The organism is Lentzea sp. NPDC006480 (genome assembly GCF_040611995.1).
In the GTDB taxonomy this organism is placed as follows: domain Bacteria; phylum Actinomycetota; class Actinomycetes; order Mycobacteriales; family Pseudonocardiaceae; genus Lentzea.
The window spans coordinates 1-23153 of the sequence record NZ_JBEXPJ010000001.1 but is presented as its reverse complement, the minus strand read 5'-3'; the positions used below and the strand labels follow the sequence as shown (position 1 = coordinate 23153).

The 23153-nt window shown below is 69.2% G+C and carries 22 protein-coding genes; 14 read left to right on the top strand and 8 right to left on the bottom strand.

Features of this window, described 5'->3' with window-relative positions; genetic code table 11:
- Positions 1-75 precede the first annotated feature (75 nt).
- Positions 76-777: an SDR family oxidoreductase gene (locus ABZX92_RS00110; RefSeq protein ID WP_355551523.1), complete on the top strand. Its 702-nt coding sequence runs from the start codon at positions 76-78 to the stop codon at positions 775-777.
- On the opposite strand, the gene ABZX92_RS00105 is transcribed toward ABZX92_RS00110, so the two are convergent.
- The 3 genes from ABZX92_RS00105 to ABZX92_RS00095 are packed head-to-tail and all read right to left on the bottom strand — an operon-like array spanning position 774 to position 3359.
- Positions 774-1328: a TetR/AcrR family transcriptional regulator gene (locus tag ABZX92_RS00105; protein ID WP_355551520.1), complete on the bottom strand. Its 555-nt coding sequence runs from the start codon at positions 1326-1328 to the stop codon at positions 774-776. The genes ABZX92_RS00110 and ABZX92_RS00105 overlap by 4 nt on opposite strands.
- Positions 1329-1344: 16 nt before the next feature.
- A complete protein-coding gene (locus ABZX92_RS00100) occupies positions 1345-2697 on the bottom strand; it encodes a HAMP domain-containing sensor histidine kinase (protein WP_355551518.1) in 1353 nt (450 codons plus the stop codon).
- Positions 2694-3359, bottom strand: coding sequence for a response regulator transcription factor (locus ABZX92_RS00095; protein ID WP_355551515.1), 666 nt, complete (start codon positions 3357-3359; stop codon positions 2694-2696). Before ABZX92_RS00095 ends, ABZX92_RS00100 begins: the two co-directional genes overlap by 4 nt.
- 199 nt (positions 3360-3558) lie before the next feature.
- Here ABZX92_RS00095 and ABZX92_RS00090 point away from each other — a divergent pair, with 199 nt between their 5' ends.
- Together ABZX92_RS00090 and ABZX92_RS00085 are read left to right on the top strand one after the other, a co-directional pair.
- Positions 3559-4734: a bifunctional glycosyltransferase family 2/GtrA family protein gene (locus ABZX92_RS00090; RefSeq protein WP_355551512.1), complete on the top strand. Its 1176-nt coding sequence runs from the start codon at positions 3559-3561 to the stop codon at positions 4732-4734.
- Positions 4731-6797 carry a glycosyltransferase family 39 protein gene (locus tag ABZX92_RS00085; RefSeq protein WP_355551509.1) on the top strand — a complete coding sequence of 689 codons (2067 nt, stop codon included), beginning with the start codon at positions 4731-4733 and terminating at the stop codon, positions 6795-6797. Before ABZX92_RS00090 ends, ABZX92_RS00085 begins: the two co-directional genes overlap by 4 nt.
- A gap of 42 nt (positions 6798-6839) precedes the next feature.
- On the opposite strand, the gene ABZX92_RS00080 is transcribed toward ABZX92_RS00085, so the two are convergent.
- Positions 6840-7244, bottom strand: a complete 405-nt coding sequence (locus tag ABZX92_RS00080) for a hypothetical protein (RefSeq protein ID WP_355551506.1) — start codon at positions 7242-7244, stop codon at positions 6840-6842.
- Between the two features lie 16 nt (positions 7245-7260).
- Positions 7261-8040 carry a hypothetical protein gene (locus ABZX92_RS00075; RefSeq protein WP_355551503.1) on the bottom strand — a complete coding sequence of 260 codons (780 nt, stop codon included), beginning with the start codon at positions 8038-8040 and terminating at the stop codon, positions 7261-7263.
- A gap of 331 nt (positions 8041-8371) precedes the next feature.
- Between ABZX92_RS00075 and ABZX92_RS00070 the strand changes: the two genes are divergently transcribed.
- Genes ABZX92_RS00070 through ABZX92_RS00050 form a run of 5 tightly spaced genes read left to right on the top strand, consistent with a single transcriptional unit; the run spans position 8372 to position 12586 of the window.
- The gene (locus tag ABZX92_RS00070) at positions 8372-9682 is read left to right on the top strand and encodes a DUF2252 domain-containing protein (RefSeq protein ID WP_355551501.1); all 1311 of its coding nucleotides are present in this window, start codon (positions 8372-8374) and stop codon (positions 9680-9682) included.
- A 37-nt stretch (positions 9683-9719) separates the two neighbouring features.
- Positions 9720-10841: a glycosyltransferase gene (locus ABZX92_RS00065; RefSeq protein WP_355551499.1), complete on the top strand. Its 1122-nt coding sequence runs from the start codon at positions 9720-9722 to the stop codon at positions 10839-10841.
- The gene (locus tag ABZX92_RS00060) at positions 10838-11443 is read left to right on the top strand and encodes a helix-turn-helix domain-containing protein (protein WP_355551497.1); all 606 of its coding nucleotides are present in this window, start codon (positions 10838-10840) and stop codon (positions 11441-11443) included. Before ABZX92_RS00065 ends, ABZX92_RS00060 begins: the two co-directional genes overlap by 4 nt.
- Before the next feature lie 10 nt (positions 11444-11453).
- Positions 11454-11936, top strand: a complete 483-nt coding sequence (locus ABZX92_RS00055; protein ID WP_355551494.1) for a MarR family transcriptional regulator — start codon at positions 11454-11456, stop codon at positions 11934-11936.
- 50 nt (positions 11937-11986) lie between these two features.
- Entirely contained in the window at positions 11987-12586 is a 600-nt protein-coding gene (locus ABZX92_RS00050; protein WP_355551492.1) for a DsbA family protein, read from the top strand.
- A gap of 1 nt (position 12587) precedes the next feature.
- On the opposite strand, the gene ABZX92_RS00045 is transcribed toward ABZX92_RS00050, so the two are convergent.
- A complete protein-coding gene (locus ABZX92_RS00045; RefSeq protein ID WP_355551490.1) occupies positions 12588-13511 on the bottom strand; it encodes a GGDEF domain-containing protein in 924 nt (307 codons plus the stop codon).
- 214 nt (positions 13512-13725) lie between these two features.
- Between ABZX92_RS00045 and ABZX92_RS00040 the strand changes: the two genes are divergently transcribed.
- From ABZX92_RS00040 to ABZX92_RS00025, 4 genes are all read left to right on the top strand, one after another.
- Positions 13726-14433, top strand: a complete 708-nt coding sequence (locus tag ABZX92_RS00040) for a hypothetical protein (RefSeq protein WP_355551488.1) — start codon at positions 13726-13728, stop codon at positions 14431-14433.
- A gap of 67 nt (positions 14434-14500) precedes the next feature.
- Entirely contained in the window at positions 14501-15058 is a 558-nt protein-coding gene (locus tag ABZX92_RS00035) for a hypothetical protein (RefSeq protein WP_052685037.1), read from the top strand.
- The gene (locus tag ABZX92_RS00030) at positions 15045-16262 is read left to right on the top strand and encodes an MAB_1171c family putative transporter (RefSeq protein ID WP_355551485.1); all 1218 of its coding nucleotides are present in this window, start codon (positions 15045-15047) and stop codon (positions 16260-16262) included. Before ABZX92_RS00035 ends, ABZX92_RS00030 begins: the two co-directional genes overlap by 14 nt.
- On the top strand, positions 16263-17639 hold the full coding sequence (locus tag ABZX92_RS00025; protein WP_355551482.1) for an FAD-dependent oxidoreductase: 1377 nt from the start codon (positions 16263-16265) through the stop codon (positions 17637-17639). It begins immediately after the preceding gene.
- Here the strand turns inward: ABZX92_RS00025 and ABZX92_RS00020 are convergent.
- Positions 17623-18114: a VOC family protein gene (locus ABZX92_RS00020; protein WP_355551480.1), complete on the bottom strand. Its 492-nt coding sequence runs from the start codon at positions 18112-18114 to the stop codon at positions 17623-17625. The two genes, ABZX92_RS00025 and ABZX92_RS00020, sit on opposite strands and share 17 nt — an antisense overlap.
- A gap of 252 nt (positions 18115-18366) precedes the next feature.
- Here ABZX92_RS00020 and ABZX92_RS00015 point away from each other — a divergent pair, with 252 nt between their 5' ends.
- A complete protein-coding gene (locus tag ABZX92_RS00015; protein ID WP_355551477.1) occupies positions 18367-19326 on the top strand; it encodes a YafY family protein in 960 nt (319 codons plus the stop codon).
- On the opposite strand, the gene ABZX92_RS00010 is transcribed toward ABZX92_RS00015, so the two are convergent.
- On the bottom strand, positions 19301-19780 hold the full coding sequence (locus ABZX92_RS00010) for a DUF4262 domain-containing protein (RefSeq protein ID WP_355551475.1): 480 nt from the start codon (positions 19778-19780) through the stop codon (positions 19301-19303). The genes ABZX92_RS00015 and ABZX92_RS00010 overlap by 26 nt on opposite strands.
- A 263-nt stretch (positions 19781-20043) precedes the next feature.
- Between ABZX92_RS00010 and ABZX92_RS00005 the strand changes: the two genes are divergently transcribed.
- Positions 20044-23121: a TIR domain-containing protein gene (locus ABZX92_RS00005; protein WP_355551473.1), complete on the top strand. Its 3078-nt coding sequence runs from the start codon at positions 20044-20046 to the stop codon at positions 23119-23121.
- The last annotated feature ends 32 nt before the right edge of the window (positions 23122-23153 follow it).

Sequence of the window (23153 nt, the reverse complement as noted above, 5' to 3'; positions counted from 1 at the left end):
CGGCACTCCGTCTCGCGCTTATGATACCTTGAGGTCTCACGAGACCTTCAGGTCTCATAAGCGCGGGAGGCAGTCATGAAGATCGAGGGATCCGTCGCACTGGTCACCGGGGCCAACCGGGGTATCGGCAACGCGATCGCGCTGGCACTGCTGGAGAACGGCGCGGCGAAGGTGTACGCGGGCGCACGCAAGCCGGAGACGGTCACCGACCCGAGGCTCACCGCGGTGAAGCTCGACGTGACCAACCCCGCCGACATCGCGGCTGTCGCCGAGCTCGCGCAGGACGTCAGCATCGTCGTCAACAACGCCGGCCTGAGCGGAGGCGCTGCCCAGCTGCTCGGCGGGCCGCTGAGCGAGGCACGGGAAGTCATGGAGACCAACGTGTTCGGGCCGTGGGAGATCGCGCGGGCGTTCGCGCCCGCGCTCACCCGCAACGGCGGCGGCGCCCTGGTGAACGTGCTGTCGGTGGCCTCCTGGTGGACATCGGGCTCCCTGCCCGCCTACTCCGCCTCCAAGGCCGCCGCGTGGTCGTTGACCAACGCTTTGCGCCAGGGCCTGCCGGAGACGCTGGTCGTCGGCGTGCACTCCGGGTTCGTGGACACGGAGTTCAGCGCGGCGATCACCGCGCCGAAGATCACCGCGGAGGACCTGGCCGTGCAGGTCGTCGAAGCGTTGCGGGAGAACCGGATCGAGGTTCTCGCCGATCGGTTCACCCGCGAAACCCGGGCAGCGCTCTCCGGCGATGTCGACGCCGTGCACGCCATCAGGCCCTACTAGCTGTCCAGCAACATCTCGACGACGCGGCGCGCGTCCTTCAACGGGCGCGAGTCGCCGTGCACGATCGCGTGCACCACCGCACCGTCGACCTGGATGGCGATCATGCGGCCGATCGCCTCGGAATCCTTGCGCCCCAGTTCCTCCACCGCTTCGGCGAAGGCCTGGGTGACGAGGTCCTTGTACTCACCGGCCAGTGGTGACGCCGGATGGTCCGCGTCGGCCACCTCCAGACGGGTGCTGACGTACACACAAGCCCTGAGCGTGCCCTTGTCGGCGAACCGCGCGAGGCGGTCGAACACACCGAGGACGCGCTGCCGGGGATCCGGGTCGTCCCAGTCCCCCAGCAGCAACGCGAGCTGCCTCGGCAGGAAGTCGCGCAACGCCTCCGCGACCAGCTCGTCCTTGCCGCCGAAGTGCCGGTACAGCGACATCTTGCCCGCGCCGGCCCGTTCCGCGATCGCCGCCGGAGCAGCCGCGCGCAACCCGCCCTCGCGGATCAGCTCGACGGTCGCGTCCATCACGCGCTGCTTCGCGTCCCGGGTTCCTGCCATGACACTGATGATACCTCTAGGTCTCGCACGGCAGGTTGAGGCGGACCGAGGCGCCCCTGCCGTTGGGGACGAACCGCGCGGAACCTCCGTGCACCGCAACGATGTCCGCCACAATCGCCAGTCCGAGGCCGGATCCGGGCATGCCACGGGCGGCGGGCGCGCGCCAGAACCGTTCGAACGCCGCTTTCCGGTGCTCGGCGGGCACTCCGGGCCCCTCGTCGGTCACGGTCAGCCAGCCCGGCCGCGAGCGGACCGTGATGGTCGAGCCGGCCGGGCCGAACTTCACCGCGTTGTCCAGCAGGTTCAGCACACTGCGTTCGAGCGCGGCCGCGTCGCCGAGCACGGTCCAGTCCGAGCGGTCGACGTCGAAGACGTGGTCGTGGGCACGGGTGCGAGCCCGGGTGACGGCCCGGTCGATCACCTCGGCGACGTCGACCGGATCACGGGCCAGTTCGCGGTCGTCTCGCGCCAGCACGACCAGTTCGGTGACGAGGTCGCTGAACTCCCGGCTCTGCGCCTGCAGCCGGTCGAGGACCTCGCCGCGCTGCGGTAGCTCCCGCCCGGTCCGTTCGCTCAACACCAGCAGATCGATGTTGGTGCGCAGGCTGGTCAACGGCGTGCGGAGCTCGTGCGCGGCGTCGTTGACGAGATCTCGCTGCCGACGGCGCGATTCGGCCAGCGCGGCGGTCATCGATGTGAACGCGCGGCCCAGGCGGCCCACCTCGTCCTGGCCCGAGACGGTCACCGGTGTGGTCAGGTCCTCGGTGCGGGCGATGTGCTCGGCGGTCTCGGTGAGGCGTTCCATCGGGGCGAGCGCGCGGCGGGTCAGCCACAGGCCGAGACCTGCCACCAGCAGCACGCCGAGGATCGACACGGCCACCAGGACGCCGGCCAGCGCGGCGAGCGTGTCGTTGATCTCGCCGAGGCTGCGGCTGAGGATCAGGACCCGGCCGTCGTCGAGCGGCTGGAGCAGGACGCGCGCCTCGGTGCCGGACTTGGTGACCCCGTCGCGATACGTCGTGGTGCTCACGAAGTCGTCGGCGGTCGTGACCACGGGGTCGACGCCGGGCGGCGCGCAGGTGCCGGCGTCGAGCTCCAGGGTCTGGATGCCCTGGAGGACCTGCTGCAGGCCGTCTTCCGGCCGGCTCTGGCCCTGGCCGCAGGTGATGTGGAACTCCCGCCGATCACCTGGTCCCGGCGGCCGGTCGAACCGCGGCGGCAGGCTCGCCAGCATCGACTTGTCCAGCTGGGTGCGCAGGTTGTGCTCGGTGGCGACCCACGTGATGACGCTGATGCCGGCGATCGCCACCGCCACCACGCAGGCCGTGATCAACGCGAGCTTGCCGCGCAGGAGAACCGGGCCCTTCATGACGACTCGCGCAGGATGAAACCCAGGCCGCGCACGGTGTGCAGGAGGCGTGGACGGCCACCCGCCTCCGTTTTGCGGCGCAGGTAGCCGATGTACACGTCGAGGTTGTTGGTGCCCTGGTCGTGGCCCCACACGGCGTGCTTGAGGTGCTGCTTGGTCAGCAACCGTTCCGGGTCGCCCAGGAACACGGCCAGCAGGTCGAACTCGGTCGGTGTCAGGTCGAGCCGCTCTCCGCCGCGGACGACCTCACGAGCCTGCAGATCCAGGTGCAGATCGGCGAACCGCAGCTCCTGCGGGGTGGTGCGGTGCCGGTTCTGCTTGAGGAGCGCCCGGACGCGGGCCAGCAGCTCCTCCAGCGCGAACGGTTTGACCAGGTAGTCGTCGGCACCGGCGTCCAGGCCGGTGACCTTGTCGCCCAACGCGTCGCGAGCGGTGAGCATCAGCACGGGCAGGCGCTCCCCCGCCGCACGCAGCCTGCGACAGGCCTCCGAGCCGTCGACGTTCGGCATCATCAGGTCGAGGATCGCCAGGTCGACGCCGGTGAGCCGGCGCAGCGCCTCGGCACCGTCCGCGGCGGTGGTGACCTCGTAGCCCTCGAACTCCAGGCTGCGCCGCAGACTGTCCCGCACGTCCGGGTCGTCGTCCACCACGAGCAGTCGCATACCAGGCACGGTAAGGGCGAAGTCTGTGAGTCCGCTGTGTGGAGCGGGCACCTCTCACGAATCTCTCAGCAGAAGCCAAGGACGTTCTCACGACTACCTGAGCACTCTCGGTCGCACAACGGTCACAGCGCTGTGTCCACAGTGGAACGGAGATGACATGGCGGTGAGTACCGCGCAAGCCACAGGGACGGTGGACATCATGATCCCCGTCTACAACGAGGAACGCGCACTGCCCGGTTGCGTCGAGGTGCTGCACGCCTTCCTGAGCGAGCAGTTTCCCTTCGACTGGTCGATCGTGATCGTCGACAACGCGAGCAACGACCGGACGATGGAGGTGGCCGAGAAGCTGGCCGCGCGGTACGAACGGGTGCGCGTGCACCACCTCGACCGCAAGGGCCGCGGCCTGGCACTGCGGGAGTCGTGGGGCTCTTCGGAGGCCGCTGTCGTCGTGTACATGGACGTCGACCTCTCGACGGGACTGGACGGGCTGCTGCCGCTGGTCGCGCCGCTGCTCAACGGGCACTCGGACCTGGCGATCGGCTCCCGGCTGGCTCCTGGTTCGCGGACGGTTCGCGGACCTCGGCGCGAGCTGGTCTCGCGCGCCTACAACGCGTTGATCCGGTGGACGCACGGCGCGCGGTTCAGCGATGCCCAGTGCGGGTTCAAGGCCGCGCGAACCGATGTCATCCGGCCGTTGCTGGGCCAGGCGCGCGACGAGGCCTGGTTCTTCGACACGGAGTTGCTGCTTCTCGCTGAGCACAACGGTTTGCGCGTGCACGAGGTGCCGGTCGACTGGGTCGAGGACGTGGACAGCCGGGTGGACGTGGTCGGCACCGCGATCGACGACATCAAGGGGCTGATCCGCGTGGCACGCGCCAAGGCCAACGGCACCGCGCTCGTGCGCGGGCTGCCGCAGCGACCTCTGCCCAGGGCCATCCACCCCGACGCCGTGCTGAGCCGCAGCGAGGGCGGGCTCTCCTGGCAGATGCTGTCGTTCGCGGTGATCGGCGTGATCTCCACGTTGGCGAACCTGGCTCTGTACGGCGTCTTCCGGCTCTGGTGGCCGGTGCTCGCGGCGAACCTCGTCGCGCTGGTCATCACCACACTGTTCAACACGGAGGCCAACCGGCGCTTCACCTTCACGGCCCGCAACACCACCCGCGGCAAAACACATCTGCAGGGCTTCGTGGTGTTCGGCCTCTACTACGCGTTCACCTCGGCCGCGCTGCTCGTGCTGCACGCGGCCTCCCCCGATCCGTCCCGCGGGCTCGAACTGATGGTGCTGCTGGGCTCGTCGGCCCTCGGCACGGTGGGACGCTTCTTCCTGTTGCGGAGCTGGGTGTTCCGCCGGGACAACCGAAAGGAAACGGCATGACCGCCACTGCAGAGGTGGCCGCTCCGGCTGACTCGCCGAGCTCGGAGCCGACGCGTTCCCGTTGGCCGGTGTGGGCTCTGGTCGCGATCTGCGTGGTCGCCGGAGCGCTGTACGTGTGGGCGATCGGGGCCGGCCAGGTCGGCAACGCGTACTACTCCGCCGCCGCCAAGTCGATGTCCACGTCGTTCACCAACTTCCTGTTCGGCTCGTTCGACCCGGCCGGCGTGGTGACCGTCGACAAACCGCCGATGGCGTTGTGGCCGCAGGCGATCGCCGTGTGGATCTTCGGGTTCCACGGCTGGGCGGTGCTGCTGCCGCAGGTGATCGAGGGTGTGGCGGCGGTGTTCCTGTTGCACCGCACGGTTCGTCTGTGGGCGGACGAGAAGGTGGCGTTGCTCGCCGCGTTGATCCTGGCTCTGACGCCGATCACCGTGGCGATCAACCGGGACAACAACCCGGACACCTTGCTGGTGCTGCTCCTGGTTGCTGCCGCTTACGCGTTCACCCGGTCTGTTCAGTCTGCCGAGAGCCGTCCGCGGACTCGGTGGCTGCTGTGGTGCGCGTTCTTCATCGGCTGCGGGTTCCTGACCAAGATGCTGCAGGCGTGGATCGTGGTGCCGGGCTTCTTCCTGGCCTACCTGGCCGGGACGTCCATGCCGTGGAAGCGGAAGATCCTCGACCTGTTGGCGGCGGGCGGGGTGCTGGTCGCGTCGTCGTTCTGGTGGGTGGCGCTGCACTCCTTCTGGCCCGGCTCGAAGCCGTACATCGGTGGCAGCACGGACGGCGGCGCGTGGGACCTGATCATCGGGTACAACGGGCTGGGCCGGGTGTTCGGCGGCGACGGCAACCGGGGTGGAGGGCCTTCCGGCGAGACCATCGGTCAGATGCCTCCCGGTCAGGTGTCCACCGGTCAGGGGCCGATGGAGTTCGGCGGACCTGGCGGCGGTGCGATGTTCGGTGGCCAGCCCGGTGCCACGCGCATGTTCGACGCCTCGGTCGGCGGGCAGATCTCGTGGTTGCTGCCGCTCTGCCTGCTGGTGCTGGTCGCGGTGTCCGTAGCAGGTGTGCTGCGGTGGCGTCGTGGGGTTCCCGGGAATCCGGCCGAGCGCGCGGGCTGGTTCATGTGGGGCGGGTGGCTGCTGGTCACCGCCGTGGTGTTCAGCTTCGCCCAGGGCATCTTCCACCCGTACTACACGACGATGCTCGCTCCGGCGGTGGCGGCGGTGAGCGCGGCCGGCCTGATGATGTTCTGGCGGGCCAAGAGCTTTGTGCGGTTCCTGTTGCCGCTGGGGATCGCGATCACGGCGGCGTGGGCCTTCGTGGTGGTGTCGCGGGACACTTCGTTCCACGGGTGGACGCGGTGGGCCGTGCTCGGCGTCGCGGCGGTGGCGATCGTCGTGCTCCTGGTGGGGCTGCGCCGGGCCGGTTTGGTGGCCGGGATTGTCGCGGTGCTGCTCGTGCCCGCGGTGTGGTCGACGGCCACGGCCGCGACCGGCAGTGAGAACGGGGTCATGCCCGCAGCCGGGCCTGCCATGCGGGGTGGGGGCGGCTTCGAGATCTTCGGCCCTGGGCAGCAACCGCCGAACGGCGCGCAACCACCCAACGGCATGCAGCCGCCGAACGGCACGCAGAACCCCAATGGTCAGACTCCTCAGCGGGGCAACCGCGGACCGATGATGGGCGGGCCCGGCGGTGGCCGTGAGCTCACCGACGAGCAGAAGCGGATCCTGGCCTATGCCGAGGAACACGGCAACGGTGCCGAGATCACTCTCGCCATCGCGGGCTCGGCGCAGGCGGCCTCGCCGTACATCATGAACACCGACGAGGTGGTGATCGGCATGGGCGGCTTCTCCGGTTCGGACAACGCCCCGTCGGTCGACCAGCTGCAGCAGTGGGTGAGCGAGGGCAAGCTGAAGTTCGTGCTCAGCGGCGGTGACCGCGGTGGTCCCGGTGGCGGCAGGGACAGCAACGGCCGCCAGGAGTGGATCAAGCAGCACTGCTCCACAGTGGACCCGAGCGCCTACGGTGGCGGCACTCAGTCTCTCCTGGAGTGCCACGCCTAGGACGGTGATGCGCCCCAGGCCGAGCCTGGGGCGCATCGCTCGTCAGCAGCGCTGGCTGCGGACGTGCGCGTCCTCGTGGGTCGAGATCTTCCGCCAGTAGCTGGCGGGCAACGAGAAGTCGCTCCACGACCAGAAGCCCGGCGGCAGCCACGCCGCGATCCGGCCGGAGGCGTTGCAGGGCACCCAGAAGCCGTCCCAGTCCTGGTCGCGCGGCGTCTCCTGGCCAGGGTTGAGCAGGCGCCACTCGGTGCCGGGCTTCGGACCGTTGGAGTCGAAGTCCCTGATCGCGTAGATGTAGACGCTGCTCTCGTTCATGACCGAGCCGCAGATCGCGCCGACGCAGCCGCCCTGGATCTCGATGTCACCGGCAGCCGACGCGTTGGCCATGCCCGCGCTCGACATGAGTGCGGCGGCCGCCAGTCCGAGTGCCGTGAGAATTCGCTTCATCGTTCCTCCCCTGTGCTCAGGGCACGAGTGCCCATGCCTGTGTCGCACTGGCCTTGCAGAACGCCAGCCAGCGGCTCTGCGTGGTGATCACGCCGTCGGACCCGGCCCGCACGAGAGCGGCGGACGAGTCGTGCTGGGTCTGCGGGCCCCAGTCGCCGTCGATTCCGGTGGAGTAGCCCCAGATGTACTGGCACGCGGCCTGGACGAAGTACGTCTGCGTCGCGGAACTGGTGCTGAAGCTGGAGTCGCCGCCGCCCGACACCTGGTTGTCGATGTGCACGTGGTTGTGGTGCTCGGCGTTGTCGAGGTACGAGATGACGTGCCGGAAGTGGTAGTGCAGCGACGCGACCGTGCCCCAGTAGCGGATGCGGGCCGTGCGCAGGGCGTCGCCCGTGAGGCTGCGCCACTGGTCGTAGCGGCCGTTGAAGGCGGTGAACATCGCGCCGGTGTCGCGGTTCGTGATGAGCAGCCGCGCGAGGTCGAACGCGCGCCCCTCGCCGTGCATGCCGGGTTTGTCCACGTACGCGCCGTAGGAGTAGATCTTGTGCGGCGCGGTCCAGTGGTACGGCGTCCAGTTGCGCCAGTGGACGTGCCACGTCTCGAGCCGCGAGTAGAAGCCTGGCTCGTAGCGGAACGACGTCTGGGCGCCGTTCACCTCGTAGAAGGTCGGCTGCGAGTTGATCTCGCTCTGGGTGACGAGCGTGGCCGCCTGGGCGTGGCCGGCGCCGAGCAGAACCGCCGCTGAGCCCGCCGCGGCTGCGGTGAGGATGCTCCGGCGGGACATCGATCCGTTCATGCCCAGCAGTCAACTGCCGGGCATGAACCGGATCCCTAGTCCTGCGACCAGTCTTCCTCTGCCGGGGCGACCGGCTCCTCGTCCTCGTCGTCGACGAGTCCGAGTGCGCGGTTCACCTGTTCCTCGCTGGCTCCGAACATGAAGCACATGCCGACGACGCTAGGCCTGCTCAGCCGTCGCGGGCTTCTCGATTCCTGCCCGAATACCCGGTTCGTTCCCGCTCCAAGGTCGACAGGGCTGTAACTGGAGGGGAAATTTGCACGCGCACGGGCACCCGCACGCATCCTCGTGCTGAGATCTGCGTCCTCAAAGGCGAGAGAGGGAGGGCACCATGACCGATCGCGGTGACCGCATTGTGAGTGTGCTCGAGGACGCCTTCAGCGGGCTGATGTCCGCCGACCCGGCCGCGTTCCGGCACAAGTTCCGCAAGATGGCGGCTGAACCGTTCGCGTTCTACAGAGGCAGCGCGTGTCTGTTCTACGCCGACATGGCCGAAATGCCCGACGAGTGGACGGACGAGCGCACCAGCCGCATCTGGATCCAGGGCGACCTGCACGCGCAGAACTTCGGCACCTACATGGACTCCGAGGGCACGCTCGTCTTCGACGTCAACGACTTCGACGAGGCCTACCTGGGCGCCTACACCTGGGACCTCCGCCGGTTCGCCGCCTCGATGGCCCTGCTGGGCTGGCGCAAGGCGTTGCCGGACAGCGTGATCGCCGACCTGATCCGCGCCTACGTCTTCGCTTACGTGCGGCAGGTGCGCTCGTTCGCCACGAACCCCGGCGACGAGCTCTTCAGCCTGCGCCTCGACAGCACCGAGGGCGTGCTGCACCGCGTTCTCCAGCACGCCCGCCTCGCCACCCGCATCGACCTGCTGCACGAGAAGACCACCATCCGCGACTACGAGCGCACGTTCCGTCGCGACCGGGAAGGCACGCACGAGCTGAGCCCGGAGAAGCGGGCCGCCGTCGAGAAGGCCTTCCAGTCCTATTTGGACACCATTCCGAAGGGCAAACGCGCTTCGAGCCGCACCTACGCCGTCAAGGACGTCGTGGGCCGCAGTGGTTTCGGCATCGGCTCCGCGGGCCTGCACGCCTACAACATCCTGGTCGAGGGCCGCTCCCAGGCACTGGAGAACGACGTCGTGCTCTCCATGAAGCAGGCCAACATCGCCGCGCCCAGCCGGATCGTGCCGGATGCGCGCATCCGGGAGTACTTCACCGACCACGGCCACCGCACCGCGGTGTCCCAGCGGGCTTTGCAGGCTCACGCCGACCCGTGGCTCGGCCACACGGAGATGGACGGCACCGGGTACGTCGTCGCTGAACTGTCGCCGTACGAGGCAGACCTGGACTGGTCCGACCTCACCGAGCCGGCGGACATGCTGCCCGTGCTCGACTACCTGGGGCGTGCCACGGCCAAGATGCACTGCGTGGCGGACGAGGACTCCTCGCAGACCTTGGTCGCGTTCCAGTGCGAGGAGGCGATCGCCGCGGTGATCGGTGACCGCGAGGCCGAGTTCACCGACGCGATCGTGGAGTTCGCGCTCGGCTACGCGCAGCAGACCCGCGAGGACCACCGGCTGTTCGTGGACGCGTTCCGGGACGGCCGGATCAAGGGGGTCGGCTCGACCGCCTGAGGGATCGCATATTCGTTAGAGGCGTACTCTGATGAATATGCGCATCCTCTTCTCAAGTTTTCCGCAGCACGGCCACCTGCTGCCGCTGTTCCCGCTCGCCCGCGCGTTCCAGCAGCGGGGGCACGAGGTGGCCGTGCTCACCGCCGCCGGCATGGCACCGGTCGTCGCAGCTCAGGGGCTTGAGCTGCTCCCGGCCGGGCCGTTGCCGGACGTGCTGTTCGCCGAGGTCGCCCGCAGGACCGGCGGCGATCCCGCGAGCGCGCCCACGCCCGACTCGGTGGCCGAGTTCTTCGCGGGCGCGCGGGTCGACCTGACGGTGGACGAGGCGTTCGCGGTGACGGAGGGCTGGCAGCCGGACCTCGTGGTGTCCGAGGCGTGCGACTTCGTGGGGCCGTTGGTGGCGGCGCGGACGGGCACGCCGGTCGCGACCCTGGCGTTCGGGCCACCGCTCCCGCCGGTGTTTACTGAGGCCATGGAGGGCCGGGCGCGCACGCAGCACGAGACGCGTGGCCTGTCGTGGCAGCCGCGGAGGTGGCTGCTGGACACCTGGCCCGCGTCGATGCGGGCGGACGAGTGGCAGCAGCCGGAGGGCTGGTTGCCGTTGCGGCCCGAGGCGTTCCAGGTGCCGGGCGAGACCGCCACGAAGCTCAGGACGTCGACCAGGCCGCGGGTGCTGGTGACGTTCGGGACGTGGTTCAGCGACCCGGAGAAGCTCAGCCCGCTGCTGCGCGAGCTGTCCACTTTGGACGCGGACGTGCTCGTCACGCTCGGGCTGGCGGCCAAGCCGGAGGAGTTCGACGTCGACCGCGAGCGGATCGAGTTCGTCGGGTTCACGCCGATGGAGGACCTGCTGGACGGCGTTGACGTCGTGGTGACGCACGGCGGAGCGGGGACGACGTCGGCCGCGCTCAAGAAGGGCGTGCCGCTGGTGGTGCTGCCGCAGGGCGCCGACCAGTTCTTCCAGGCCGAGCGGGTGGCGGCGGCCGGTGCGGGCATCGCGCTCGACCCGCCCTCGCAGACGCCCAGGACGTTGACGGAGGCCGTGCAGACGGTGCTGGAGGATGCCACCTTCCGGGACAACACCACCACGATCGCCAAGGAGATCGCCGCGATGCCGGACGCGAACGAGGTGGCGGCGACGTTGGAAGCTGGTCTATGACGAGGTCGTACCACTCACCGCGCCGTGCGCAGGATGCCGCCGACACCCGGCGGGACATCCTGCGCGCGGCCGTGGAGCTGTTCTCCGCCAAGGGATACGCGCGGGTCACGGTCGCGGACATCGCCAAGCAGGCGAAAGTCGCGCCGCAGACCGTGTATTCGAGCGCGGGCAGCAAGTCGGAGATCCTGCACCTGATCGTCAGCGAGGCCATCGCGCAGAGCGACTCGGCCGCGACCACGAACCAGATCCGCGAGACGGACGACCTGGCCACCGCGCTCACGTTGCTGGCCAGGGGAACCCGCGTCGGCAACGAGACCGGGCAGCAGGTCGTCGAGGTGCTCTACGCGGCGCTCCCGGCGCACGAGGACGGCGCGAAACTCTGGGAGCAGAGCACGACGTCGTACCGGAACGCGCTGCGGGACGTCGCGGAACACCTGCACGACAAGGAACTGCTGCAGATCGACGTTGAGCGGGCCACGGACGTGCTGTGGTTCTGCTTCGGGTTCGGCGCCTGGCGGACCCTGGTGAAGGAGTGCGGCTGGTCCTGGGACGATGCCGAGCGGTGGCTGGCGCAGCAGGCCGTCACGATCTTCACCCACTGAACGGGGAGCCGTGGACATCGAGACACCGCAGGACGCGGCGAACCACGCGGTGATGCTCGCGTTCGGGCGGCTGCAGGGAGCGGCGAACCGGCTGGAGTACCTGCTCGGCCGGGCGCTGGAGCAGGAGTGCGGCATCACGCACCTGGAGTTCGAGGTGCTGCTGATCCTCGCCAGGGCAGGCGAACCCGGCATGTCGATGCGGGCGATCAGTCAGGAGCAGGTGCTGACGACGGGCGGGGCGACCAGGGTGATCGACCGGCTGGAACGCGAAGGCCTGGTCGCGAGGACCCAGCACCCCACCGACAAGCGCGGCCGCCTCGCCAAGCTGACGCCCAAGGGTGCGGAAACCCTGGTCCACGCGGCGAACGTGCACCTGGAGAACATCAAGAGGCACTTCCTGGCGCCGCTGCCGGAGGGCCACCGCGAACGGTTCGCCGAAGACCTCAAGCTCCTCAGCCACGCGGCGCGCGACGCCCTGCCGCCGTTGAAGTGAGCCGGATCACAGCAGGAAATACCTGACGAGTCAGATACTTTGTACCCATCGTGAAGCTCGTCTACGTCTTCGACGCCTACTGCGGCTGGTCGCACGCCTTCTCCGGCACGCTGGAGGAGGTCATCGCGGCGCACCCGGACCTGCCAGTCGAGGTGGTGTCCGGCGGCCTCTTCACCGGGCAGCGCCGTGTGCCGATCCGCGAGTTCGGGTTCATCAAGGGCGCGAACGTCCAGGTCACCGAGCGGACCGGAGCCCAGTTCGGCGACGCCTTCAACGCACTGCTCGACGAAGGATCGTTCGTCATGGACTCGGAGGCGGCCGCACGAGGGCTGATCGCACTCCGGCAGTTCGCGCCGGAGCGGGGCGCCGAGCTGGCCATGGCGATGCAGCGGGCGTTCTTCCACGACGGACTGAGCCTGAACGACGCCAAGACCTACCGGAAGATCGCCGACGACTTCGGCCTCGACTCCGACCAGGTCGTCGGCGCGTTCAAGACCGCAGAGCCGGACACCGACTTCGCGGCGGCGGCACGGCTCGGCGTGAGCAGCTTCCCGACGTTGATCGCCGTGCGCGGCAACAACGGGTTCGTGCTCGCGCGCGGACACGCCTCGGCCGAGCAGGTCGAGCAGCGCCTGGCCCAGCTCGGCTGACTCAGTGGCCTTGGTGGCGGTTCGTCCACGCGGCCACCGCGGGCAGCACGTCGGTGATCCACTCGCGCGCGGCGGCGGTGAGTTCGTAGCGCCCGGCCCGTCGGTGCACGAAACCGTTGTCCTGCAGTCGTTCTAGCGTGTGATGCACCTTGGGGCCGAGCGTCGTGGCGAGCTCCTCCGATGCCTTGGCACCGTCTGCCAGCGCGACCAGGACGTGCGGCAACTGCTCGCTGCTCATCAAGTCCTGCAACGCCAGCAGGTGGTGCAGCGCCGAGGCGTCGGTGTTGCGCTCGGCCGCGGCCGCGCTCGGGTCGTGCACCTGGACGCGGGACCGGCCCTTGCGCTTCGCCCGCTGCAACGCCGCGTCCGTGTCGCGGACGAGGTCGATCAGCGTGTCCTCACCGCCCGGCACGTGCGACGCGACACCGATGGACGCGGTCTGGCCGTACAACGTCATGCCGTAGCCGTCGTTCGTGGTGATCTCGGTCTGGAGCGCGCGGATCCCGCGCAGCATCCGTTCCGCCACAACGGTCGCCTCACCACCAGTGGTGCGCGGCAGCAGCACCAGGAACTCGTCACCGCCGTACCGGCACACGAGATCCGACGAGCGCGTGTGCGTCTTCAACACGTCGGCCACATCGCTCAGCACGACGTCGCCGGCCGGGTGGCCGTACTCGTCGTTGATCTTCTTGAAGCGATCGAGGTCGATCATCAGCAACGCGACCTGCTCCCACCGGCGTTGCGCACGGCGGTACATCGCGGGTGCCTGGTCGTCCCAGCCCCACCGTCCCAGCAGGCCGGTGAGCCGGTCCGTCGCCCACGCCCCGACCGGTTGCGCGCACGCGCCGCAGCGCGTGGGAGCGCTCTCGTCGTGCAGGCGCAGAGAACCGTGGTCCACCGGAAGCCCCATCCGCGCAGTCGTCATGAGTCCCCCCAGACATCAGCTCTGACTCGCCCGAACTGCCTCTTTCAACTCAGGTGACGTCGTTCGGATCAAACGCGACACAACAGTTGAAGCGGCGGAGTGTGATCATAGGGCTACGCACTGGTGGATTCAACCCCTGTGATGCCATATGCTCGCCGGGTTCCACAACAGTGGAATGATCGCTGGCCAGGGGTCGCTCCAGCGGAGGTGTGGTGTGAGGCCGTTCGCCGAGGTGCTGAACGAGTTGTGCAACAACCCGCCCGGCGGCCAGGGCAAGGTGACCAACGTAGCGCTCGCCGCGGCCGTGAAGTCACGGGGTGGCGACATCGGGCACGGCTACATCTCGCAGCTGCGGCTCGGCGTGAAGGACAACCCGACCTGCCAGGCCATCGTCGACCTCGCCGGCGCGCTCGGCGTGCACCCCGCGGTGTTTCTGAACGGCCGCGGCGAGCTGCACCCCGGTGAGCAGCCCGGCTGGCGTCCTGCCGCGCTGAGCACGCTCTTCGAGGCCGTCCACCCGCCGGACCGCGGACCGTGGTCGCCGGAGGAGGTCGCCGCGTCGATCAGCTCGTCCGGCCAGTTCGGCAGCATCTCCGCGAGCTACATCCGCGAACTGCTGAGCAACACCAGCGAAAACCCCCGGCTCAAGCACATCCTCGGCCTGGCCGACCACTTCGGCGCCGACCCGGCGTACTTCTTCGACGACGACCTCGCCGCGCGGGTTGATTCGGAACTGACGGACTTCCTCGCCCTGCGCGAACTCGGAGTCGTCGAGTTCGTCACCCGTCTGGCCGAACGTACCGGCGAACTGTCCCCGCAGGCCAGGGCCGCTGCGGTAGAAGGGTTCCGGCAGGCGCTGGAAGTCGGCGAGGGCTGGTCGTTTCCGCTGAACAGCCGCCGTACACCTCCGGACCACACTTGATGATTACGACGACGGCGTGAAGATCTCAGCCTGGACCGCTGCAGACGACACCGAGAGGAGGCGACGGGTGAACCGCAGGAAACTGCGCAAGCTGGTCGACGAGGTCGCCCGCGACCTCGACCTGCCGCCCGACGCCACGCACCAGGAGGCGAGCCGCCGGGTCTGCGAGCTGATGAGCGAACGGCTCGAGCGTCCCGTCGACGTCCGCTTCGCCGCCATCACGAACGCGGTCTGCCTGAGCGGCGCGACCGCGTTGCTGGAGAACGGCACGTATCTCGTGATCTGCGCGGACTCCCCGTCCTGGTACCACCGCCTGCACGTGCTGCTGCACGAGTTCGCGCACGTCCTGCTGCAGCACCAGCCGGTGGCGCTGGGCCGCAGCGAGGGCATGCGCAAGCTCGCGCCGCACCTGTTGCCGCGGATGGCCCAGATCATCGCCGGGCGCACGACGCTCACCGAGGACGAGGAACGCGAGGCGGAGAACCTCGCCGACCACCTGCTGGAGCGCCTGACCGAACACCGGGTCTGGGCGGACACGGCGGCCACCGAGGAGCCCGCGCACGTGCGCCGGGTGGCCGAGTCACTCGAAGGAAGATCTCGCTGGGTGCGTCGTGGCGATCTTTAACCTGATCTACCTCTCGTGCGGCATCGTCGGACTGCTCCTGCTCGCGTACAAGATCCGTGCGCTGCGGTCGAGCTGGGGCAGTCCCCGTGTCGTGGCGTTGATCTCGACGGTGTTCTTCTCGGCGTTCGCGGTGTTCTTCGCCGCGCCCGCGAACATCACCTGGATCAACTGGACGACCGGTGTGCCGAACTTCGCGGCGCTGCTGGTCTACTCGCTGGTCGTGTGCTTCGCCGGGGCCGCGTTCGCGTTGGTGCTGTACTGGCGGTATCCCCCGGTGGCGGCTTGGCAGCGGGTCCGGTTGATCCTCGTCAGCTACTCCACCGTCGTCGCGGCGATGATCGTGCTGTTCTTCAAGTCCGAGCTCGACGAGGAACGTCAGGTCGACTTCGACACGTACTACGCCACGCAACCGACGGTGGCGGTGTTCCTGTTCATCTACTTCGTGGCCACCGGCATCGGCTGCGGCGGCCAGGCCTACCACTGCTGGCAGGGCTCGCGGGACCCAGCGATCTCCGCCCGGCCGTGGCTCGCCCGCGGGCTGCGCTGGTACTGCGCGGCGGCGCTGTTCCCGACCGGGTTCGCGGTCGTCAAGCTGTTCGTGCTGATGATGGACTGGGCGGGCGAGCGCAGCTTCGACGTGCTGAGCCTGACCGCGCCGCTGATGGCGTCGCTGTCGATGATCCCGCTGGTGATCGCGATGGCGTTGCCCGTGCTCGGTCCGCGCCGCCCGTCGCCGTCGTTGTGGGTGCGGCGCTGGCGCACGTACTTCGCTTTGCGGCCTTTGCACCGCGCGCTGGTGCACGTGAACCCCGGCATCGTGCTGGTGGCGCCGGGCAAGTTCCTGAACCCGCACCACCGCGTGCGGCGGCAGATCATCGAGCTGAACGACTGGCGCTGGGCGTTGACGCCGTACTTCGACCTCTCCGTGGGCGAGGCGGCCACTTCTCTTGCCGCGGCGGCCTCGTTGCCGTCCGATGAGGTCGTCGCCGTCGTGGAGGCCGCCCAGCTGCGTGCCGCGGGGTCGTCTTCCGCGCGGTCTCGCCCGGCCAAGCGGCGCCCGATCTCGGAGATCGTCGACGGCACGGACCTCGCCGCTGAGCACGACAGGTGGGTGCGCATCTCCCGTGCGTACCAGCACTCGCCGATAGTGGACGCCGCCGTGGCCGACTTCGTGCGCGCGGAAGCAGCAGGGGGAAAACAGTAGATGGCACCCACACATGCCGTTGTTCTCGGAGGTGGGCTCGCGGGCATGCTCGCGGCCTCCGTCCTCGTCAGACACTTCGACGAGGTCACCGTGGTGGAGCGCGACAAGTTGCCGGAGGGGCCAACGGTCCGCTCCGGTGTGCCGCAGGCCCGGCACGCGCATCTGCTGATGTCCGGCGGGGCTCGGGCGATCGAGTCGTTGCTGCCGGGGACGTTGGACGAGTTGTTCTCCTCTGGCGCGCATCGGATCGGGGTGCCGAACGACCTGGTGTCGTTGAGCGCGCAGGGATGGGTGCCGCGGTTCCCCGAGATGCAGTTCATCGTGTCGTGCAGCCGGGGTCTGCTGGACTGGGTGGTGCGTTCGCAGGCGTTGCGGGACAACAAGATTTCGGTGTTGACCGGTACTGAGCCGGTGTCGCTGCTCGGTTCTGCCGTCGCGGTCACCGGGGTGCTGGTCGAGGACCGGATCTCCCGCTCGTCGATCTCGCTGGAGGCCGACCTGGTGGTGGACGCGACCGGGCGCGGCTCGCGGTTGCCCGCCTGGTTGTCGTCGCTCGGGCTCGGTGAGGTGCATTCCGAGAGCGTCGACTCCGGACTTGCTTATGCCACCCGGATTTTCCGTGCGCCTGCCTCGGCGGCTTCGGGGTTCCCGATCGTCAACGTGCAGGCGAACCCCCGTGATCCTTTTCCGGGGTGCACGGCCACGTTGCTGCCGATCGAGGACGGGCGGTGGCTGGTGACGCTGTCCGGGACTCGCGGTGGGGAGCCTTCGACCGACTCCGACGAGTTCGTCTCCTTTGCTCGATCGGTGCGGAATCCCGTTGTGGGAGAGCTGATCGCTTCGGCCGAACCGCTGTCCCCCGTGTACGGCTCGCACAGCACGGCCAACCGGCGGAACTTCTTCGAGCGCCTGAAGTCCTGGCCTGCCGGGCTGTTGGCGTTGGGTGACTCCGTTGCCACGTACAACCCCGTTTACGGACACGGGATGTCGATCGCGGCGCAGAGTGCGCTGGCGCTGGATGCCGGGCTGCGCTCTGGTTCCGGTGCTCGGCGGATTCAGCGCTCGATCGGCAAGGTCGTCGACGGGGCTTGGGCCATGGCGACCAACCAGGACATCCTCTACCCCGATGCCGTCGGCAAGCCGTTGCCGCTGGCCGGGCGGGTGCTGCAGCGCTATGTGGACCGCTTGGTGCGCACGGCCACTTCCGAGGCTGCCGTGACGCGGGCGTTCCTGGAGGCGTTCACGTTGTCCGGCCCGATGGCGAACCTGGTGAGCCCTCGCGTGGTGTGGGCGACCATGCGCGGGCCCCGGCGCTCGGTGTCGCCGGAACCCACGCTTACCGCCGCCGAACGGGAACGCGTCACCTCGTCGGAGTGAAGTCCGCGCTCTGGACGTACTCCATGGCCTTGACGAACCGCTCGTCCTGCATCCGGGCGTTCAGCTCGTCCGCGGTCGGTTCGGCAACCCGCTGGTGGATCCACCACAGGTTGCCGAACGGGTCGGCGAACCTGCTGACCCGGTCGCCCCAGAACAACTCGGTCGGCTCGGTGACGACCCTGGAACCCAGTTGGGTGGCCCGTTTCAGCGTTTCGGCGTCGTCGGCGACGTAGAGGCGCAGGAACGCCGGCGTGTACGGCCAGTCCGGCTTGCTCGGCCTGGCCGGCGTGTCGAAGAGCATGACGACCGAGTCACCGATGCGGACCTCTGCGTGGCCGATCTCCGGGGCCTCTCCGACGCGCCCCAGTTCGGTCGCGTCGAAGACCTCCACGATGAAGTCGATCAGCTCGGCGGTGCGGCCTCGCGTGATGATCCACGGCGTCACCGTGTGGTAGCCCTCGGGCACGACGTTCATCGGTCTGTCCCTTCGTTCACTGTTGGGACAACCGTATGAGCCATGTAGGACCGTTCGAGTCCTAGTTCTGCACTAGATTCAGCACCATGAGAGAGGCTCGGTCAGGCGTCTCGTCACGGACGGCGCGGCGGGACGTCAACCGGCTGCGCCACCTCGGACACGACTCGCCCGGCCGCCAACCAGCCGAACCTCTCGGCGCCACCAGACACGTCCACCAGCCGCCACGCCGAAGCCACCCACGGAGGACCTCGCATGAGTGACGCCGCACGACTGCTGCGTCTGCTGTCGTTGCTGCAGACGCCGCGCGAGTGGCCCGGCAGCGAGCTGGCCGGCCGGTTGGAGGTCACGGCGCGCACGGTGCGACGCGACATCGACCGGCTGCGCGAGCTCGGCTACCCCGTTGAGGCCTCGATGGGAGTGCTCGGTGGGTACCGGCTGGTCGCGGGCAAGGCGATGCCGCCGTTGCTGCTCGACGACGAGGAGGCTGTTGCCATCGCGGTCGGGCTCAGGACCGCGGCGCGGCAGCCGGTGGCCGGTATTGCCGAGGCGTCGTTGCGGGCCCTGCAGAAGTTGCAGCAGGTGTTGCCGCCGCGGTTGGCGCGCCGGGTTTCGTCGCTGACGTCGGCCACCGCGCCGGCCGCGGCCTCGTTCGCCTCGCTGGTCGACCCGGCCCAGCTCACGGTGATCGCCGGGGCGGTGCACGCCGAGGAGCGGGTGCGGTTCGGGTACGTGGGCATGGAGGGCGCGGCGTCGAAGCGGCACGTCGAGCCTGTTCAGTTGGTGGCGCTGGGGCGGCGCTGGTACCTCCTCGCGTTCGACGTGGAACGGGACGACTGGCGGATCTTCCGGATGGACCGCATCTCGGACGCGCTGGGCACCGGGGCGCGGTTCTCAGCCAGAACCCCACCTGGCGGGGACGCAACGGAGTACGTGACGCAGAAGATGTACGAGTCGGCGCCGACCTATCGGGCCCGCGCGACGCTGAAACTGCCCGTGGACCTGGCACGGGCTCGGCTGGCGGACTTCGCCGGCGATCTGGAAGCCCTCGACGACACCACGTGCACGTGGCACAGCAACGAGGACACGATCGACTACCTCGCGTTCCGCCTGGCCTTGCTGGGATGTGAGTTCACCGTGCACGGCCCGCCGCAGCTGACAGACCACCTGCGGGATCTGGGTGAGCGGATCAGCCGCTCGGTGGCGACGCCCTGACGCCCAGGACCGGCTGACCGCCCAGCACACCGGTGTAGGACCGGTCCCACGGCCAGCGGCCGGACTCGTCCGCGTGCACGAGCTGCAGGGCGGCGATGCCCTCGCCGTACAGCCGGGCCGACACCAGGAGGTGGGCCCACGGGCGTTCGACGCGCACCACCTCCAGCAGCGGGCCGCCGGCCAGCGCGAACCGCTGCCCAGGAGAGGGGACGCAGCTGTGGGTCAGGTGCTCGGCGGTGTCGTCGAGCAGGCGGCCGGCCTCCAGCACCGGCAGGCCCGTGACGACGAGCTCGGGCAGGCCGCGCGGCGTCAGGCCGACCGTGTAGGCCCAGGGCGGGTGGGCCCTGTCCCGTTCGACGGCCTGGACGGCCCAGCCGCGCGCGTCGATGCAGCGGCGCAGCGTGGCCAGGTGTTCTTCCATTCGGCTGGCGGGGTGATCGCAGTCCCAGCACATCAGGGCTCCTCGGGGTCGGAGTGAGTGGGCGAGGTCCAGTGTGCCGAGGAGCACCGACAAGATCGTTTGGGCAGTTCGTGGACAGAAAGTGGACAAACGATCTGTCGGCCGTCTGGATCGTTAATCTGCGACGCACGGAGGATCGTCCATGCGCCAACGAACGCATCTCATCGCGTTGTCAGCCATCGCAATCGTCGCGGCGGCGATCGTGATCGCGCTGATCTGCCCGGAGGACGACGACGCGAACGGCTGCGGGGACTGAGATGGAACTCGAACCCGGCACACCGCTCGCCAACGCCATCAGGACCGCGCAGGCCGCCGCCCGCCGCCGGGACGTGCACGGAGTCGACCACGCCTACGCGGCAGCCGCCAAGATCAGCCGGATCATCGCGCACGACCACTGCGCCACTCTGCTGAACATGGGCGAGATCGGCAGAGCCGCCCGGCGCTGCGACGAGTACCTCACCAGCGGCGACGACACCGAACTGAGAGTCCTCCGAGCCCAGATCCGCAGTGCCGCAACGGATCACACAAATGCCGCCCAGGACGTCCGCGAACTCCGCAAGCGGAACCTCACCGAACTGCAACAGGCCGTGCTCGCCCGCGTGGCCGCACTTGCCGCCGCCGACCGCTACGACTACCCCACCGCGGAAAGCGAGCTCGACGCGGCCGAACGCCACTTCCGCCGCTCAGGCCACCCCGAGCACCTGGAGGCCATCGGCAACGACCGGCTCCTCCTCGACGTGCGCCGCGGAGCACGCGTTCCCAAACTCGACGACCAGACTCCGCGCACTCCGGCCGAGTTCCTGCGGCGGTCCGCGGCACTGCGGCGCGACGTCAGGTACGAGGAGGCGCTGGCGCTGATGACGAAGTGCGCCACCGGCTTCGAGGTCGAGCCCGCCCTGCGGTTCGCCGTCCTCTACGAGCTGACCGTCCTGCTCGTCATGACCAGGCAGGCAGGTGTCGCGCGCAAGCTCTTCCCGTTGCTGGTGGCCGCGGCGGGCCCCGAAGTGCTCTCCAGGCTCCCCGACGCCACCCAGACGCTCAACCCGGAGCGGCACCTCGACCACGTCCGGCGGCTGATCGCGCAGGACGAGCTGGTCAAGGCGGAAGGCCTGCTGGGAGAAGGGAACTCCGCGCTCTGGCACCTCGCCGCAGCCGAGCTCGCCTACGCCGGGGGCCGACTCGACCAGGCCTCCCAGCACTTCCACCAAGCCGCGACCCGCAGCGGCCACGCCGAGCTGAAAGCGTTGGCGCTGCGCAAACTCGGCGACACGCACGCCGACGCGGGAGACGAGGACCAGGCGGCGAAGTTCTGGAACGAGTCCCACCACCTCGAAGAGGACATCGCCGACCACCAGGACAGCCCGACCGTCAAGCTCCGGATGCTGCGCGCCGCCCGGGACGAACACGACGGCCGCGTCCTCGCCGCAGTCCGCCAGGTCCGGCGAGACGGCCGGAAGGCGTTGGCAGCACTGGTGGTCGCCGTCGAAGCCGCGCGCGGAGCCACGATCCTCACCGAACCCCGCGACCTGCCGAGGTTCACGGACCTGCGAGCGGCCAGGCGCTGGCTGCACAGGACGATCCGGCACCTCCCCCGCGACCAGGTCGTGTGGATGATGCACGCGACACCGGGCGAGCTGCACCACTTGATCATCGGGCGCCGGATCACCCACCTCACCACCGACGTGCACATCAGCGACCTCACCGAAACGATCCGCCGGCTCAAGACGTGGAACCCGCGCTACGACCCGGCGATCCTCGGCTCGCTGCTCACCGAGCTGACGACCCTGATCTCACTGGGCGACGTGCTCGAAGCCTTACCCCCGAAGGCCACCAGGATCGCCGTCGTCGCGGGCGACGTCCTCGCCGACATCCCGCTGGCCGGTCTGCCGGTTCCCGGCACCAGGCACTACCTCGGCCTCACGCACGCGCTGTCCAGCCTGCCGTGCCTCTCGGCCCTCCCTCCGCTGCACCACCGCGCCAGCAAGCAGAGAGGCGACGAGACCGCGATCTGCAGCGACGCCGCCGAACTCGAATCCACTCTCAAGCAGCACCGCGTCCGCATCGACGCCCACGGCACGCACAACCGCCGTGACCCCGGCCGGTCGTGGCTGACCTTCGGCAAGGAGAAGGTGTACGCGGAAGCGTTGGGGAACATGGACTTCAGCGCGTGCGGCACGGTGGTGCTCGGCGCGTGCGAGTCCGGCATGACCCAGCAACGGGGCCGCGACGAGAAGGCCGGCTTCGTCCGTTCGGTGATCACCGCGGGCGCCGGAGCGGTCGTGGCGGCGCGCTGGAAAGCCGAAGACGCGGCCGCACAACAGGTTCTCGACGCGTTCGACCGGAACCTGGCCAAGCTGCCCAGAGACCGCGCGCTGCAGCACGCGCTGCGCGAAGTCGCCGACCGGCACCCGGCGGACTGGGCGTGCTGGTCCCTCTACGGCGACGCGGGCGTTCAGACCAAAGCGGGCCCGCTCCGCAGAAGACTCAGGAAGAACGGAGAACCCGTGCCGCTCGAAACCCGACCCAAGGTGTTCCTGTCGTTCGCCGGCAAGGACCGCCCGCACGCCGAGCAGCTGCGGGCCGAACTGGAGGCGCGCAACGTCAACGCGTATCTCGACGAGCACGAGATGACGCCCGGCACCAACGTGATCGCGTCCATCAGCGACGCGCTGGCCACGTCCGACTACTACGTCCTGCTGTGGTCGTCGAACACCCCGTCCCGCGACTGGGCCACCGAGGAGTGGACCGCGGCGTTCACCCTCCAGCTCACCCGCAAGCGCGCCTTCCTGTTCATCGTGCGGCTCGACGAGGAACCACTGCCGCCGCTGCTCGCCCCGCGCAAGCACATCGACCTGGTGGAAGCGGCCGACCGGCTGGTCGGCACCTGGCGCGCGGACCGCAAGTCCGAGCTTCCGGTGTTCCCGCAACCGGTTCCGCCCGAGCCGGGCGGCCCGACCGTCGCGATCTCGGTGCGCAGCCACGACCTCGGCACCACGCACGTCGTCATGACACCGCTGCACCTCACCGGAGCCGAGCTGTACCGGGCGGTGTTCAAAGCGCTGCAGCTGCCGACCGAGCAGGCCACGTTCAACGGCACGGTCGGGATGCGGTTCTCCTACGAGCTGTTCCAGCAGGACAAGCCGATCGCGGACGACGAGTCCACGGTGGAGCTGGTGTCCGACCTCGTCGACATCGCGGTCCGCGTCGAGTCGGTCGCTCCGCGCGGCCCCTACAGCAACAAGGAGTTCCGCCCGGACGAGGACCTCGACGAAGGCCTGGACGTCGACCAGCAACGCATGCTGCTCGTCGCCGCCTTCCGGCATCTCCTTCCCTAGTGGTGTGGCTCGGAACGTTGCCGGGGGAATCC

Coding starts and splice junctions, on each gene's coding strand:
- ABZX92_RS00110 (WP_355551523.1), top strand. CDS start 76: ATGAAGATCGAGGGATCCGTCGCACTGGTCACCGGGGCCAACCGGGGT.
- ABZX92_RS00105 (WP_355551520.1), bottom strand. CDS start 1,328: ATGGCAGGAACCCGGGACGCGAAGCAGCGCGTGATGGACGCGACCGTC.
- ABZX92_RS00100 (WP_355551518.1), bottom strand. CDS start 2,697: ATGAAGGGCCCGGTTCTCCTGCGCGGCAAGCTCGCGTTGATCACGGCC.
- ABZX92_RS00095 (WP_355551515.1), bottom strand. CDS start 3,359: ATGCGACTGCTCGTGGTGGACGACGACCCGGACGTGCGGGACAGTCTG.
- ABZX92_RS00090 (WP_355551512.1), top strand. CDS start 3,559: ATGATCCCCGTCTACAACGAGGAACGCGCACTGCCCGGTTGCGTCGAG.
- ABZX92_RS00085 (WP_355551509.1), top strand. CDS start 4,731: ATGACCGCCACTGCAGAGGTGGCCGCTCCGGCTGACTCGCCGAGCTCG.
- ABZX92_RS00080 (WP_355551506.1), bottom strand. CDS start 7,244: ATGAAGCGAATTCTCACGGCACTCGGACTGGCGGCCGCCGCACTCATG.
- ABZX92_RS00075 (WP_355551503.1), bottom strand. CDS start 8,040: ATGAACGGATCGATGTCCCGCCGGAGCATCCTCACCGCAGCCGCGGCG.
- ABZX92_RS00070 (WP_355551501.1), top strand. CDS start 8,372: ATGACCGATCGCGGTGACCGCATTGTGAGTGTGCTCGAGGACGCCTTC.
- ABZX92_RS00065 (WP_355551499.1), top strand. CDS start 9,720: ATGCGCATCCTCTTCTCAAGTTTTCCGCAGCACGGCCACCTGCTGCCG.
- ABZX92_RS00060 (WP_355551497.1), top strand. CDS start 10,838: ATGACGAGGTCGTACCACTCACCGCGCCGTGCGCAGGATGCCGCCGAC.
- ABZX92_RS00045 (WP_355551490.1), bottom strand. CDS start 13,511: ATGACGACTGCGCGGATGGGGCTTCCGGTGGACCACGGTTCTCTGCGC.
- ABZX92_RS00025 (WP_355551482.1), top strand. CDS start 16,263: ATGGCACCCACACATGCCGTTGTTCTCGGAGGTGGGCTCGCGGGCATG.
- ABZX92_RS00020 (WP_355551480.1), bottom strand. CDS start 18,114: ATGAACGTCGTGCCCGAGGGCTACCACACGGTGACGCCGTGGATCATC.
- ABZX92_RS00015 (WP_355551477.1), top strand. CDS start 18,367: ATGAGTGACGCCGCACGACTGCTGCGTCTGCTGTCGTTGCTGCAGACG.
- ABZX92_RS00010 (WP_355551475.1), bottom strand. CDS start 19,780: ATGTGCTGGGACTGCGATCACCCCGCCAGCCGAATGGAAGAACACCTG.
- ABZX92_RS00005 (WP_355551473.1), top strand. CDS start 20,044: ATGGAACTCGAACCCGGCACACCGCTCGCCAACGCCATCAGGACCGCG.